Here is a 15014-nt window from a genome sequence, read left to right as displayed (position 1 = left end):
ATCGCGAGCGATGCGAGCCGGGCTGGGGAGGGGTGAAATGCCGTCGGCCGCAAACGCACTGCACATGAGGGGGATCAGCAAGGTCTTCCCGGGCGTGAAGGCCCTCTCCGGTGTTGATCTCGCCGTTCGCTTTGGAACCGTTCATGCCGTCGTCGGCGAGAACGGGGCCGGCAAATCGACCCTGATGAAGATCCTGAGCGGTGCCTATGCGCCGACAACCGGCACGATCGAAGTGGCGGGCGTGGAAGTGCGGATGAAGCGCCCGGCCGATGCCCAGAAGCTCGGTATCCGCATGGTGCACCAGGAATTGAACCTCGTGCCGGATCTTACGGTCGCCGAAAACATCTTTCTCGGCCGTATGCCGAAGCGGTTCGGCTTCTTCGACCGCGGCGGCATGGTGCGCCGCGCTGGCGCAGTCCTCGGTGAGCTCGGTGCGTCCATCGATCCGCAACAGCGGCTGGGCGACCTGACCATCAGCCAGCAGCAGCTGGTGGAAATCGCCAAGGCCCATGCCGCCGCGCCGCGCATTATCGTGCTCGACGAGCCGACCTCGAGCCTCAGCGAGCACGAGACGGCGGCGCTCTTCCGCATCCTGCGCAAGATGCGTGACGACGGCATTGCCATTATCTACATCAGCCACCGCCTCAAGGAAGTGCTTGAAATCGCCGATGAGGTGACGGTTCTTCGCGACGGCAGCATGATCGAGACGCGGCCCGCCAGCGGCATTACCGCCGCGCAGATGATCCGCCTCATGGTCGGCCGGGAGGTCAGCAACGTCTTCCCGAAAACACCGGCGGCTATCGGCAAAACTGTTCTGGCCGTGCGCGGCATCGGTGATGGCGACCGCTTCCATGACATCAGCTTCGATGTGCGCGCCGGCGAAATCCTTGGCCTTACGGGGCTTGTCGGCGCCGGGCGCACGGAAGTCGCGCGGGCCATTTTCGGTCTTGCGCCGTTCACCACGGGCACGGTCGAAATCGACGGCGTGCCGGTGAACATCGGCTCGCCGGCTGCAGCGGCCCGGGTCGGCATCGCCTATGTGCCTGAAGATCGCAAGGGCGACGGCATCGTGCCGGCCATGACCGTGCGGGAGAATATCAGCCTGCCGGTGCTGCGCCGTCTTGCCAATGGTTTTGGTCGTGTCCGCCGTGGCGACGAGCGCGAACTTGCCGGCACCTATGTCAAGAAGTTCTCCATCGTGCCGCCGGATGGCGAGCGTCGCATCGGCCTTCTCTCGGGCGGCAACCAGCAGAAGGCGGTCATCAGCCGTTGGCTCGCCACCGATCCGAAGGTGCTGATCCTCGACGAGCCGACGCGCGGTGTCGACGTCGGCGCCAAGGCGGAAATCCACGGCATCATCGGGCAGCTCGTCGCAAACGGTATGGCCGTCGTGATGATCTCCTCCGAGCTGCCGGAAATCATGGGCGTATGCGACCGCGTGGTCGTCATGCGTGACGGGCGGGCATCCATGCCGATCGCCCGCGAGGGCCTGAGCGAGGAGCGCATCATGGCGCTCGCGACGGGTGAGGAAAGTGCAGAAGGAGAGGCCGCATGACGGATGTCGCCGCCATGGGACAGACAACGAAGGTGGCTGATCGCTTCAGCCAGGGTAGCCGTGCGGTCGGGCTTCTTTCGCGCGGGGGCCTGTTGCTCGCCATCCTCGCCGTCATTGTTTACGGCACCATCGCCAATCCCGTCTTCTTCACGGCCGGCAACTTTGTGAACGTGCTGACTTCCATGTCCATCGTCGGCATCGTGGTCGTGGGCATGACCTTCGTGCTCGTCGTTGGTGGCATGGCGGACCTCTCGGTGCCTGCGACCATCGCCTGCGGTGCGATCCTGTCGCTCGCCCTCCAGCCCTATATCGGACCCGTTCCCGCCTTTGCCGTCGCGGTCCTGCTGGCGGGGCTCACCGGCCTCGTCAATGGCCTTCTCGTCGGCTATGTCGGTATCAATCCCATCATCGCGACACTCGGCATGGGCACGATCGTTCTCGGCTTCGTGCAGGCTGCCGTTGGCGGCGTCATCGTCTACGGCGCGGACCCGAGTTCGGCGGATTTCGTCAAGAGCCGCGTTCTCGGCGTACCCATGATTGCCATCATCTTCATCGCGATCGCCTTTCTCGGCAATTTCGTGCTGTCGCGCTCCTTTTGGGGGCGATGGACGATTGCGACGGGTGGCAACTACAGCGCGGCACAAGCGAGCGCCGTGCCGGTGCGTGCGGTTCGCGCCGGTGCTTTCGTCATCACCGCCTTTGCCGCAGGGTTCAGCGGGGGGCTGCTCGGCCTGACCTTGCAAAGTGCGCGCCCCTTCGTCGGCCAGGGTTACGAGTTTAGCGCCATTACCGCCGTCGTGGTCGGCGGTGTGTCGATCATGGGTGGTTTCGGCTCCATTCCGCGCGCGATGGCCGGTCTCGTCTTCGTGCAACTGCTCACCAATGTCATGGTCCTCCAGGGTGTGCGCACGCCGATACAGGGCTTTGTCCTCGGCCTCCTGATTGCCGGCGCCGTCGCGCTCGACATTGCATTGCGCAAGCGGGGGGTTGCCTGATGGCCATGCTCCTGCGCTATCGCGTCGCCGTCATCCTCTGTCTCACGCTCATCGTGGCAGCGCTCCTGGTGCCCGGTTTCGTCAGCCTCACGACGCTCAGCCTCGGCCTTGATCGCGGTTCGACCATCGGTCTCATCGCCATCGGTCTCACGGTTCTTCTGATCGCCGGCCAGATCGACCTTTCCGTCGGTTCGGTCTTCGCGGTTTCCGGTATCGTAGCGATCATGCTCCAGCCGGCGCTCGGGATGGGATGGGCTGCGGTTGCCGGTGCGCTGGCCGGCGCGGCTGCCGGCGCCGTCAACGGCTTCCTCGTCGTGGTGCTGCGCATCAATTCGCTGGTCGCGACGCTGGCCACCATGCTGGTCTTCCGCTCGGTCGCACACTGGATGACGGCAAGCCAGCCGATCCCGGGCACCGACATCATGTTCTCGATCACGCTGAGCGAGATCTATCTGGAGGTCTTCACCGTCCGCAGCGGCCTGTTCCTGATCGCCATCCTAGCCCTGCACGTCTGGCTGACGCGCACGGTCGCCGGCCGCAACCTCTTTGCCGTCGGCTCCAATGCCCATTCGGCGGAGGCGAGCGGAATTTCGGCGGATCGCGTCATGGTCCTGTCTTTCGTCTTCGCGAGCACGCTTGCCGGCGTGGCCGGCGTGCTGCAGAGCCTTGCCACCAATACCGGCTCTCCCGTCTACGGCTCGGAACTGACCGTGGCTGTCATCGCGGCGGTCGTCGTCGGGGGGACGCGGCTGGAAGGTGGGCGCGGTTCGGCGCTCGGCACGCTCGGCGGTGTTCTCACCATCGCGGCACTGACGACGGCAATGGAGTTCCAGTCGGTCCCCGCCTACATGCAGCAGGTCGCCTCCGGGCTGATCCTGCTCCTGCTCGTCGTTCTCGACCGAACCGTTCGCAGCGGCCGGCGCAAGCCTGCCGCGAGCGCTGCCCCCGCCTGATATTTTCCAATCGATGAAGGAGGAAAACATGATTGGTAAGACTGTAAGATTGCCGGCTGCCATTGCCGCCGCCCTGCTCGCTTCGACGGCTTTCGCCAGCGCCAAGACGGTCTGTTACGTCACGGCCGCCGATTCCCATGCCTATGCGACCCCGGCAAACGTGGCCCTCAACGAGCGTGCCAAGGAACTCGGCATCGAGATCCTGAGCCTCAGCCAGAACTTCGACGTGCAGACCGGTACCGAGCAGGTCAGCACCTGCATTGCGCGCAAGGCCGACGGCATCATTCTCTGGCCGCTCGACCCGCAGGCCTATATCCCGGCGCTCGCCCGCGCCAAGCAGGCGAACATTCCGGCGATCCTGATCAATTCGCCGATGGCGGAGCAGGCAAATGACTTCATCAAGTCCTTTACCGGTCCTGATGTCTATGAAGAAGGCAAGCTTGCTGCCGACTCGCTGAACGAGGCGATGAAGGGCGAGGGAGCTGTCGTCGTTATCGCCGGTCAGGCCGGCAATGGCACGACCATCGGCCGCGTCGGTGGTTTCGTCGATCGTCTCAAGGAGACCGGCAGCAAGATCGAGGTGCTGGAAACTGTCAATGCCGACTTCGACCAGCAGAAGGCGCTCGTCGCCAGCCGCGACCTGATCACCCGTTTCGGCGACAAGATCACCGGCGTCTACGCCAATGACGACACGATGGCCCGCGGCTTCATCGATGCCTGGAAGGAAGCGAATGCCGGCAAGCCGACGCCGCCGATCGTCGGCATCAACGGCCAGCGCGATGCCTTCGATTCCATCCGCTCGGGCGAGATGTATTCAACGATCGTCCAGTCGCCAGTCGAGGATGGCAAGCTCGCGATCAACACCATGGCCGAGATCCTCGACGGCAAGGAGGTCGGTGCACGCCTGCCGATTCCGCTTACCGTTGTCACCAAGGCCAATGTCGATTCTGTCGAGCCGGCTTTCTGATACACCGTTGTGAAGGCCTTCTGCCGCGCAGCGCCGGTGGTGCTGCGCGGCCTTTCCTGTTGTGCTACCGCGTCGACAATTGAAACCGCCCCGGCGTGCCGCGTCTCTATGCACAGACGGTAGGCCGGCATCTGTCATGCCACCACCGCAGAGCATTGCTCCAGCTAACCCGGGGGGGGCGTGGAGCCCGGGGCTATTCAGAGATTTGGCTGTACCGCGTAGAGAGCCAGCCCTACGGCGACGCTGAAGGTGAGTGCTGCGAACAGCGTGTTCAAGATACTCGTATAGCGTTTGAGGCCGTGAGCCGCGCGATATCCCGTCAGCGCGCCCAGCACGCCGCCGCCGATGAACGCACCGGCGAGCGGCCAATCGACCAGGCCCGATAGGGAATAGCTGACGCCCGTCGTCGCACCGAAAGAAGCGATGGCCACCAGGGACGACGCGATGGCGTTGATCGCCGGCATGCCGGTCGAGATCATCAGGCCAGGCACGATCAGGAAGCCGCCACCGATGCCGAAAAAGCCGGAGATGATGCCTGTCCCCGCCCCGAAGGCCAGCACTTTCGGCGCATTCGTGCGCGTACAGGTCGATGCGGGGTCGCCAGCCCGGTGGCGCCGTTTCAGCATGGTCAGGCTGACGACCATCATGAGGGTGGCAAACAACAGCAGCAGGCGCTTGCCGTCCAGCGCCTTGCCGAGTGCAGCGCCAATCCACGCACCTGCGATGCCGGTGGCACAATATACCGCCGCGCAGCGCCATTTCACGATGCCGTGGCGAGCGTGCATGGCCAAACCTGACAAGGCGTTCACCGCGACTGCGATGGCGCTGGTTCCGATCGCCATATGCACATTGCTCAGGCCGACAACGTGCACGAGCAGAGGGACGGCCAGAATGGATCCGCCTCCCCCGAACAAAGAAAGGCTGAATCCCACCAGGCTGCCGGATGCGGCCGCCAGAACATACTGTGCAAAGTCGAGGGGCATGGGTGGCTCTACTGCACTGCGGTGGATGGCGCCCCATTGCAAAGCGGGCTGCCGTTTAAGAGGATGATCAGCTCCAGGCGGCCCCTTGCAGGGCGTTCAGGGGAATTTTCAGATAGCGCCGGCCGTTCTCCTCCGGTTCCGGCAAGCGGCCGCCGTTGATGTTGACCTGCAAGGCGTGGAGGATGAGCTTGGGCATCGGCAAGGTCTGGTCGCGCGCCTGCCGGAACGCCACGAACGCGTTTTCGTCAGAATGGGCGGTCAGGTGAATGTTGTCCGCTCTCTGCCCGGCAACCGTGCTCTCCCAGCGCGGTGCGCGGCCGCCCGGCTGGTAGTCGTGACCGACGAAGACGCGAGTGTCGTCCGGCAATGCCAGGATATCCTGGATGCTCGCCCAGAGCGCCTGTGCGCTCCCGCCGGGAAAGTCCGTCCGCGCCGTACCGCTGTCGGGCATGAAGAGTGTGTCATGGACAAAGGCGGCGTCGCCGGCGACATAGGTGATCGAGGCCAGAGTGTGGCCCGGCGAGAACAGCACCCCGGTTTTGATCCCGCCAATATGGAACGTGTCGCCATGGTCGAACAGCTGGTCCCATTGTGAGCCGTCTGTACGAAGGGTGGGCCAGTTGTAAATATCGGCCCAGAGCTTCTGGACGTCGACGATGTGCGCGCCGATGGCGGTGGGCGCCCCGGTTTTGTCCTTCAGATAGGCGGCGGCGGAAAGATGGTCGGCATGGGGATGGGTATCCAGGATCCACTGCACGTCCAGGCCTTCGGCGCGTACGAAGTCGAGCAGCCGGTCGGCATTGTCCGTGGCAGTTGTGCCGGATTTCTCATCGAAGTCCAGCACCGGGTCAACAATGGCGCAGGCTTTCGTCGCGGGATCGGCGATCACGTATTGCACGGACCAGGTACGCGGATCGAAGAAGGCAGCGATGTCGGGTCTCGTCATGATCACGCTCCCAGGGCAAGAGCCGTGCGCGGGAAGAAGATGGCGCGCGCCGGATCGAAATCGTAGTGCGGCTCGTAGCGGGATGCATCGGTCGCAAGCTCGGCAACCGCATCGAGAATGAACGCCACATCCTCATCGGGCAGAAGGACGCTGAAGTTCAACCGGATGAACCCGGGCTTGAGCATCTCCTGCCCGGCCAGAAGAGCGGCGCGGAGGTGCAGCGACTGGTCGGCGTCGATGCCGAGAAGGCGATGAACATACGGGCCGGCGCAGGCGCAGCCGCCTCGTGCCTGGATGCCGTAGCGGTCGCTCAGCATGCGCGTAACGAGTTGCTGGTGAACATATCCGCCCCTGCCGTCGCGGACACGAAAGGCGAAGATCGGCAGCCGCGTTGGATCGGGCGGGCCGAGCAGCTCCAGGTGCTTGACATTGCACCAGGCGGCAAGGGCGCGACGGGTCAGGATGCCATTGCGTGCTTGCATCACTGTATGGCCGATCGCGTCTTTGACCAGGAAGGCGAGCGCGGCGCGCACGTCGCCCACGACATTTGGCGTGCCGGCTTCCTCGCGCGCTTCCAGGCTGTCGCTGTAGTCATGGCCTGCCGGAGAGACGAATTTGACAGTGCCGCCACCGGGCCACGTCGGCTTGTCCGCGATCGCCGCATCGCGCCGGAGGATCAGAACGCCGGACGCTCCCGGGCCGCCGATGAATTTGTGCGGTGACACCACCGTCGCATCGATATCGGCATCCGCACCGGGGGACATGGCGATGGGCAGATAGGGACCTGCACCGGCATAATCCCAGACGATCCTGGCACCGGCCGCTTTGGCGAGCCGCGTGACGGCCGCGACATCCGTGACGATGCCGGTGACGTTGGAAGCGGCGGAGAAGGCGCAGACGACAAGATCGGCAGGTTGCCGCAAAGCGGCTTCGAGCTCCGCGAGATCTGGGCCGCTGCCGTCCGCGCCTTCGGCAATCTCGATCACCTCGGCGCCACTCTCTCGCCAAGGCAGGATGTTGGAATGATGTTCATAGGGGCCGATCAGGATGCGTACGCGCTTTCCCGCGGCGACCCCCTCGCTTACACCCAGCAGGTGAACCAGCCGGTTGAGGCCGGCCGTTGCCCCGGAACCCGTGAAGATCACGGCGTGCTCCGGCCCAGCCCCACAACAGGCGGCGATTGCTGCACGCGCCTCACGGCGCAGCCGCGTCATGAAGCCGCCGCAATAGGACGCCTCGGTATGGCTGTTGGCGTAATAGGGCAGGACCCGTTCGAGAACGAAGCGCTCTACCTGCATCAGGGCCCGCCCGGAAGCGACATAGTCGGCATAGAGGAGGCGTTTGACCCCGAATGGCCCCTCGACTGTCGCGTCTTTGCCCACCAATCCGGCGCGCAACGCCGCAATGGTGTTTTCCTCGGCAAGGCTCCGGCGAAAATCCGCGAGTGGGCCGGCAGCATGCAGGTTGTCGAGGGAATGTCGGCTCATCAGGACCTCCGGAATGGTACGGATGATGAGTCTAACCAAGCCGAAGCATTGAAACTTCATCGTTCTTATGCGATTTTTCAAGAAAAATGGGTCGAATGAACGATAGTATGGACAAAATTGACGAAATTGATCTGCGAATACTGACTTCCCTGCAAAAGGATGGTGCTGTCTCGCAACGCGATTTGGCTGACCGGGTGGGCCTTTCGCAGAATGCCCTCTGGCGCCGCCTGCAGCGGCTGAACGCCAGTGGTCTCATTCGCGGTACTCATACCGCGATCGATGTCGCGGCACTCGGCCTCGACCTGACCGTGTTCGTGATGATCCGTACCCGTCATCACTCCAAGGAATGGGCCGACGGCTTCCGCAAACACGTGGAGCGCTTGCCGGAAGTGACGGACTTCTATCGGATCGGCGGTGACTGGGATTATCTGATCAAGGTGGTGACACGCGGCATGTCCGGCTATGACGCCTTCTATCAAAAGCTTATCACCGATTTTGATCTCATGACTGTTACCGGCTTCTTTTCGATGGAAACGATCGTGGCCGATCGAATGCCGGATCTGCGCGGTCTTGCGCGCTAAGAGTTTGGTTTATTATTGAGATCCCTCTCCGCGCTGAAACACCGCCGAGTTCGGTGGGCCGAAACGGACCGTGGTTCAGTGCGTTGTAGCGTATTACATATTTCGCATAAAATACGTATATTCCGTATTTTCAGAATCGAGGGCGACGATGAAGCAATTCACCTTCTCCGACATGAATCGCGCCTCTGGAGAAGTCCTGGAAACCGCCCTTGTCGAGCGTGTCGGGCTAACCAAACACGGCAAATAGAAGCTCGTGATCCTCCGGGCCGATGCCTACGAGCACCGGAAGCGTGAGACCCATACCAGAGCATATCTGCTGGAGGATGCGCCTGAAGAAATCCACGATGAACTGATGGCAGGCATCGACGCGATCCCCGACGATGTAGGCCGCACTGTTTGAAGATGACCAGTTTCTTGGAATTTTCTGGTGATCTAAGTTACTGTATCTGCGCCATTCATTGGCCTCGTTTCCCCATGTTAGGGCGGGCGCCTAAGTAGCGGCTCTTCGTGCGTCGAAAGCAAAGACCTTTTCCGCGAGATCGCTGATGTGTTCTGCAATCGGGATTGCCGAGGTTGCCGCCGGCGAAGGTGCATTGCAGATGTGGATCGTACGGGCGGAACGGCGGATCAGAAAATCATGCACGAGCGTTCCGTCGCGCATCACGGCCTGCGCCCTTATCCCGGGTGGGTGAGGCAGGAGATCGGCGAGCTCCAGTGACGGGCAGTAGCGTTGGCAGGCTTTCAGGTAGCGGCGGCGGAAGGCGGAGTTCGCCGCTTCCTTGAGGCCGGAGGAAAGATTGGCCTGCAGCGTGCGCCAGAAGCCGGGGAACCGCGCCATGTCGCCAAGGTCGCCGAAATCGATGGCGAGCTTGCCGTAGCCCTCGCGCGCCAGCGAGAGTACGGCGTTCGGACCGACGGTGACAAAGCCGCCGATCATGCGCGTGAGATGGATGCCGAGGAAGGGCAGGGCCGGATCGGGTACGGGATAGATGAGATGGCGCACAACCTCATCGTGGCGCGGCGCGAGGCGGAAATATTCGCCCTTGAAGGGCACGATGGAAAAATCGCCGCCGAGCCCGCAGAGGGCGGCGAGCCGGTCCGCCATCAGGCCGGCGCAGACGACGAGATGGCGCGTGGTGCGGACGCTTCCGTCGGCGAGGGTGAGGCGCACGCCGTTCGCCCGCTCCTCGATGTGGTTCACCTCCACCCCGCAGGTCACCTGCCCGCCGAGATCGCCGGCCAGCGCGGCCATGCGGCGCACGATGGCGCCATAGTCGGCAATGCCGGTCGCGGGGCTCAGCAGCGCGCCGAGCCCGACGATGTTGGGCTCGATCTCCCTCAGCTCCGCGGCGCTGACGCGCCGGACGGCGAGGCCGTTCGCCGCCGCCCGCGTTTCGAGCGCGGCAAGGCGCTCCATCTCGACCGGCGACGTGGCGACCAGCAGTTTTCCCGGCTGTTCATGCGCGATGCCGTGCTCGGCGGAAAAACGCAGCGTGGCGGCGAGGCCGCGGCGGCAGAATTCCGCCTTCAGGCTGCCGGGGGCATAGTAGATACCGGCATGGATGACGCCGCTGTTGCGCCCGGTCTGGTGCAGGGCAAGGTCTTGTTCCTTCTCCAGCACTTCCAGCGAAATGCCGGGAAAGCGCCGCAGCAGTTCATAGGCCGTCGCGATGCCGACGATGCCGCCGCCGATGATGGTGATGTCGGTCAACATATTCTCCCTGTACCGGGCGGCGGCGCCGCCGCCCGCCCCTCCATGTATCAGGCGATCGGCCGGATCTTCTGGTCGCCGTGGCGGCGTTCCCAGTCGGCCCATTCGTCATGCGGATTGGGATCGCGCAGTGTGGTCGGTTCGGAAAAGGCGAAGTCGGCGATGGCGTCCTTGCGCAGGCACACGACGCCCTTGTGCTTCAGCGCGTAGTCGAGGAACCGGTCGAGCGAGCGCACGCGGAAGGGGCGGCCCTGCACGCGGTCGTGGGTGGAAATCGACATCATGCGCCGGCGGGTCGCGGCCTCCTCGTAGAGCACGTCGAACTCGTCCTTGAGCTGGCGCTCATATTCCGTGTTGGTGAATTTGTAGCCCTCGAACTGCACGATGTCGTTGAGGGTCAGCGAATAGGGCACGACGGCGAAATCCTTGCCGCGCACGGGGATGAGGAAGGGTTCGTCCCGGCTGACATCGTCGATGTGATAGCGGAACCCCTCGTCCTGCAGGATTTTCAGCGTGTTGACCGTGCCGCGCATCGCCGCGCCGTTATAGCCGACGGGGGCGACGCCAGTGGCGCGCCGGATCGAATCGACATTGTCGCGAATGAATTTCCGCTCCTCCGGCTCCTGGAGGTCGACCTGGAGGATCCAGTCGCGCCCGTGGGCGGCGGCCTCGTGGCCGCGCTCGACGATCTCGCGGGCGACGGCAGGGCTGCGGTCGACGGCCGAGCCGACCATGTGCGACGTCACCTTGACGGCGTGTTTGTCCCAGAGGTCGAGCATGCGCTGGATGCCCTCGACATAGCCGTAGCGATACCAGCTCTTCGTCGGGAAATCGGGATAGGAGGGGTCCATGTCGATGAAGCCGGAGAAGGGGCCGCCCGGACCATAGGGCGCTTCGCCACCGGCCTCGAACTGCATGGAAATGGAAATCACGAGCCGGATGTCGTCCGGCCAAAAGGTTTTGGTCATCTTGCTCTCCATGGGGAAGGGGGCGGGCGCGGCGAACCGAACGCCCGCCGGAAGGATCAGTTGACGCCCCAGATCTTCTTGTAGGCGTCGCGGTAGCCGTTGTTCGGATCGAAGGTGAAGCGTTCGCCGCCGTCCTCCTTGACGTTCCCGGGCAGGAAGAGATGCACCGGCACGACGTAGCCGGAATCCTTTTCGCCGGCGAAGGCGCGGTTCAGTTCGTCGACCGCCTGCCAGCCGTGCAGCGACAGCGGCTCGGCCACCGTGCCCGTCTGGTAATAGTTCTGCTGGATGCGCTGGAAGGCCGCTTCCGAGCCGTCGCCGGCCGAGACGTTGCGCGGGAAACCGTCGGCCGCCTTGCCGGCCGATTGCAGGGCCGAGGCCATGAAGTCGATCGGCAGGTCGTTGATCGTCAGCGAATAGGTCCATTCGTCACCGAACCGCTGCAAAAGCGCATTGGTCAGCGGCGGCATGCGGTTGGAGGCTTCGGCAAGCGGCGTGTCCTCGATCGTCAGCAGCTTGCAGGTGGTGCAGGCGCGGATCACCTCGGCCATGGCATCGGACTTGGCGATGGCGATGTCGTAGACGCTGTCGGTGAAGATCACGACATTGGCCTTGCCGTCGCTGTCGGCGACGACGAAAGAGGCGGCCGCCTTGGAAATCTCCAGCGGATCGGTGGTGATGTTGGTGAAGACGGCGTGTTTGTCGGAGGGGCCGGTGGTGGCGGTGGCATGCCAGCCGACGATCTTTATGCCCGCCTCGGCCGCCTGCTTGATCGCCTCGGCCTGCTCGTTGGCATCGACGGAACCGAGCACGATGCCATCGGGCGAGAGCGCGATCGCCTGTTGCAGGGCGGCGGAGCGGCCGGAGACCGTGCCTTGCCCGTCGATCACCCTGACGGTCCAGCCGATGGCGGCGGCGGCCTCCTCGATGCCCTTGGAAACGCCGAGCACGCCGCCGTTGCGCAGGTCCGCCGCGACATAGACGATCGACTTGCCCTTTTCGGCGAGCGGTCCCGTCGTCGGTCCCGTCCAGGCGGGGTTGGGCTTGGTGATTTCGGCGATGTAGGCCTTGGCGTCGGCCACGGCATCGGCCCGGGCTGTCGTGGCGGCAAGGGCCGCCAAAAGCGCAAGCGCAGTCGTCTGAAGCAGTCTCTTCATGTCTTCTCTCCTCCTTGAAGACGGTTCTACGATTTGGGTGTGGGGCGGCGGGCATGGCGCACCGAGCCGCGTCGGCGCTGGGCGTAGCCGGCGATGCCGATCGCCACGAGCAGGGTCGCGCCGTTGAACAGCGGCTCGACATAGAAGGCGCCGCCCATCTGCTGGATGCCGGAAATGCCGACGGCAAGGATGATGACGCCGATCATCGTGCCCCAGACGTTGACGCGGCCGGGCTTGATGGTCGTCGAGCCGAGGAACGCGCCGACAAGGGCCGGCAGCAGGAATTCGAGGCCGACGCTCGCCTGGCCGATGCGCAGCTTTGCCGCAAGCACCACACCGGCGAAGGCGCCGATGAGGCCGGAGGCGACGAAGGCGCCGATGACGAAGCGGCGGGTACGGATGCCGTTTAGTTCTGCCGCGCGGGAGTTCGCGCCGATGGCATAGAGATAGCGGCCGATCGGCAGGTAATCGGAAACGAGCCACAAAGCCACCGCGATGGCGAGCACATAGAAGGCGGCGATCGGCAGGCCGAAAAGCTGGGTCGTATAGAGGGCGGTGAAGGCGGGGGGCAGGAGGCCGATGACCTGGCGCCCCTCGGTGTGCCAGAGCGCGGCGGCGTAGATCAGCGTGCCGGTGCCGAGCGTGGCGATGAAGCTGTCGATCTGTGCCACCTCGACGAGCAGCCCGTTGACGAGACCGAGCAGGCAGCCGCCGGCAAGCACGATCAGCACGGCGACCGACCAGTGCAGGCCGTAGACCGTCTGCAGGCTGATGGCGAGCACATGCCAGATGACGATGCCGTAGCCGACGGTAAGATCGATGCGGCCAGTCATCATCGGGATCATCGCGGCGAGCGACAGGAGCGCGATGACCGCCTTCTCGCCGAGCACGGCCCGAAGGTTCAGCACTGTCGGAAAAGTCTCCGGCAGCAGCAGCGAAAAGAACAGGATGAGGGCGAGCGTCAGGAGCGGCAGGCCATAGACCGGCAGCAGGCGCACGAGGCGGGCACCGCCCGCAAGGTTTGCGAGCTCGGAGTGCGTCGGCTCCAGCGCGTTTGAACGTAGGGACTCCATCAGGCCTCCTCCTGCCTTGAAATCGGTTCCAGGGATGCGGTGTTGAGCAGGGTCTCGACCGTGAGGTCGTCGCCCGAGAGTTCGGCGGTGACGCGCCCGTCGCGGAAGACCAGCGCGCGGTGGCTGATGCCGGCGACCTCCTCGAAATCCGTCGAGATCAGCAGCACGGCGAGGCCCCTTGCGAGCGCTTCGGCGAGCAGCGCATAGATGTCGGCCTTCGAACCGACATCGACGCCGGCGGTTGGATCCTCGAGGATCAGCACTTTCGCGCCGATCTGCATCCAGCGGGCCATGACGACCTTCTGCTGGTTGCCGCCGGAAAGCGTTTCGATCGCTGCCGTGGGATCGTTGGGGCGGATGTCGAAGGTCCGGCCGATGGCGGCGGTCGCCTTCGCCTCCGTGTCCGGATGGGCGAAATCGGCAAGCCGCCGCCCGGTAAGCGCCGGATTGAGAAAGAGGTTCTCCTGCACCGAGAGGCCGCGCGCCACCGAATCCGCATTGCGGTCTCCCGCCACCAGGGCGATGCCCGCGCGGATCGCGTCCTGCGGATGGCGGCTTGTGAGCACGTCGCCGCCGCCAAGCACGGCTCCTCCCGAACGGATGGCGCAACGGCCGAACAGCGCCTGGCCGACCGCGTCCTGGCCCGCGCCGCGCAGGCCGACGAGGCCGAGCACCTCGCCGCACCGCAGCGTGAGCGATACCGGCCCGACATCGCCGGCGACGAGATTGTCCAGCGTCAGCGCGACAGGCGCATCGGCTGCGACCGGCGGGCGCACGAAGACATCCTTCATCCGGCCGCCGATGATCAACTCGATCAGGCGGGTGCCGTCGAGCCGGCCAATCGGCTCGTCGGCGACGAGATAGCCGTCGCGCAGCACGACGACGCGATCGGCGATGGCGAAGACCTCGTCCAGCCGGTGCGAGACATAGATGATGGCAACGCCACGGGCGCGAAGCCGCATCAGCACGCCATGCAGCATATCGACATCCGACTGCGGCAGGCTCGCCGTCGGCTCGTCGAGCACGAGAAGTTGTGCGTCGCGCGCCAGCGCCCGGGCGATGGCGACAAGGGATTTTTCCGTACGCGTCAGGTCCTGGACCCGGGCGCCCGGATCGATCTCCTCAGAGACGAGCGCGAGCGCCGCGGCCGCCCGGCGTCGCGCACTCCGCCAGTCGATGAAGCCGAACCGGCGCGCATAGCGGCCGTGCATCAGGCACATGTTTTCCGCGACCGTCATCCATTCGATGAGGCCGAGGTCCTGATGGATGAAGGCGATGCCGGGATGGCCTTCGCGCGGATCGAAACGCGCGCCGCGGACGCGGAATGTGCCGGCATCCGCGGCATAGACCCCGGCGAGTATCTTGATGAGCGTCGATTTGCCGGCGCCGTTCTCTCCGAGCAGCGCCAGGATCTCCCCGGTCCTGACGGAAAAGCCGACACCGTTGACGGCCTGCGTGCCGCCGAAACGCTTGCTCAGCCCGTCGATCGACAAGGCGGCGTCGTCCGCCGCCCATGCGTCGGTAAGTGCCATGCGATGATCCTCCTCCCTCGCAACGCCGCATACGCTTTGTCCGTTTTTCGACGTTATGATGGTAAAGTGCCGAAATCGGACTTGTCCTGCATTCGATAATCGGCCA

The 15014-nt window shown here is 64.4% G+C and carries 13 protein-coding genes; 5 read left to right on the top strand and 8 right to left on the bottom strand.

What is annotated here, in order from left to right; translation table 11 throughout:
• Positions 1 to 37: 37 nt before the first annotated feature.
• From K0P03_RS26015 to K0P03_RS26000, 4 genes are read left to right on the top strand one after another with little or no spacing between them, the layout of a single operon-like run.
• Positions 38 to 1555 (top strand): sugar ABC transporter ATP-binding protein, encoded by a 1518-nt coding sequence (locus K0P03_RS26015; RefSeq protein WP_023511929.1) that lies wholly within the window; start codon positions 38 to 40, stop codon positions 1553 to 1555.
• Positions 1552 to 2550, top strand: coding sequence for an ABC transporter permease (locus K0P03_RS26010; RefSeq protein WP_023511928.1), 999 nt, complete (start codon positions 1552 to 1554; stop codon positions 2548 to 2550). Before K0P03_RS26015 ends, K0P03_RS26010 begins: the two co-directional genes overlap by 4 nt.
• Positions 2550 to 3503 carry an ABC transporter permease gene (locus K0P03_RS26005; protein WP_023511927.1) on the top strand — a complete coding sequence of 318 codons (954 nt, stop codon included), beginning with the start codon at positions 2550 to 2552 and terminating at the stop codon, positions 3501 to 3503. Before K0P03_RS26010 ends, K0P03_RS26005 begins: the two co-directional genes overlap by 1 nt.
• Positions 3504 to 3531: 28 nt before the next feature.
• Positions 3532 to 4470, top strand: coding sequence for a sugar ABC transporter substrate-binding protein (locus K0P03_RS26000; RefSeq protein WP_023511926.1), 939 nt, complete (start codon positions 3532 to 3534; stop codon positions 4468 to 4470).
• A 197-nt stretch (positions 4471 to 4667) separates the two neighbouring features.
• Here the strand turns inward: K0P03_RS26000 and K0P03_RS25995 are convergent, their stop codons facing one another.
• The 3 genes from K0P03_RS25995 to K0P03_RS25985 all read right to left on the bottom strand — a co-directional run bounded on the left by K0P03_RS25995 (position 4668) and on the right by K0P03_RS25985 (position 7886).
• Positions 4668 to 5453: a sulfite exporter TauE/SafE family protein gene (locus tag K0P03_RS25995; protein ID WP_023511925.1), complete on the bottom strand. Its 786-nt coding sequence runs from the start codon at positions 5451 to 5453 to the stop codon at positions 4668 to 4670.
• A 67-nt stretch (positions 5454 to 5520) separates the two neighbouring features.
• Positions 5521 to 6399, bottom strand: coding sequence for an MBL fold metallo-hydrolase (locus K0P03_RS25990; protein WP_023511924.1), 879 nt, complete (start codon positions 6397 to 6399; stop codon positions 5521 to 5523).
• Between the two features lie 2 nt (positions 6400 to 6401).
• Positions 6402 to 7886 (bottom strand): aminotransferase class V-fold PLP-dependent enzyme, encoded by a 1485-nt coding sequence (locus K0P03_RS25985; protein WP_272791027.1) that lies wholly within the window; start codon positions 7884 to 7886, stop codon positions 6402 to 6404.
• Between the two features lie 95 nt (positions 7887 to 7981).
• On the opposite strand from K0P03_RS25985, the gene K0P03_RS25980 reads away from it, so the two are divergent.
• Positions 7982 to 8467, top strand: coding sequence for an Lrp/AsnC family transcriptional regulator (locus K0P03_RS25980; protein WP_023517595.1), 486 nt, complete (start codon positions 7982 to 7984; stop codon positions 8465 to 8467).
• A gap of 490 nt (positions 8468 to 8957) precedes the next feature.
• Here K0P03_RS25980 and lhgO read toward each other — a convergent pair whose 3' ends face one another.
• From lhgO to K0P03_RS25955, 5 genes are read right to left on the bottom strand one after another with little or no spacing between them, the layout of a single operon-like run.
• Positions 8958 to 10181, bottom strand: a complete 1224-nt coding sequence (gene lhgO / locus K0P03_RS25975; protein ID WP_023513938.1) for an L-2-hydroxyglutarate oxidase — start codon at positions 10179 to 10181, stop codon at positions 8958 to 8960.
• A 47-nt stretch (positions 10182 to 10228) separates the two neighbouring features.
• Positions 10229 to 11146 (bottom strand): polysaccharide deacetylase family protein, encoded by a 918-nt coding sequence (locus K0P03_RS25970; protein WP_023513937.1) that lies wholly within the window; start codon positions 11144 to 11146, stop codon positions 10229 to 10231.
• Between the two features lie 56 nt (positions 11147 to 11202).
• The gene (locus K0P03_RS25965) at positions 11203 to 12303 is read right to left on the bottom strand and encodes an ABC transporter substrate-binding protein (RefSeq protein WP_272791025.1); all 1101 of its coding nucleotides are present in this window, start codon (positions 12301 to 12303) and stop codon (positions 11203 to 11205) included.
• A 26-nt stretch (positions 12304 to 12329) separates the two neighbouring features.
• Positions 12330 to 13376, bottom strand: coding sequence for an ABC transporter permease (locus tag K0P03_RS25960; protein WP_272791024.1), 1047 nt, complete (start codon positions 13374 to 13376; stop codon positions 12330 to 12332).
• Positions 13376 to 14908, bottom strand: coding sequence for a sugar ABC transporter ATP-binding protein (locus tag K0P03_RS25955; protein ID WP_023515969.1), 1533 nt, complete (start codon positions 14906 to 14908; stop codon positions 13376 to 13378). The genes K0P03_RS25960 and K0P03_RS25955 overlap by 1 nt, the downstream gene beginning before the upstream one ends.
• Between the last annotated feature and the right edge of the window lie 106 nt (positions 14909 to 15014).

Source organism: Shinella sp. HY16 (assembly GCF_028534175.1).
Taxonomy (GTDB): Bacteria; Pseudomonadota; Alphaproteobacteria; order Rhizobiales; family Rhizobiaceae; genus Shinella.
The sequence above is the reverse complement of the archived record's forward strand: the minus strand, read 5'-3'. Positions and strand labels throughout refer to the sequence as shown.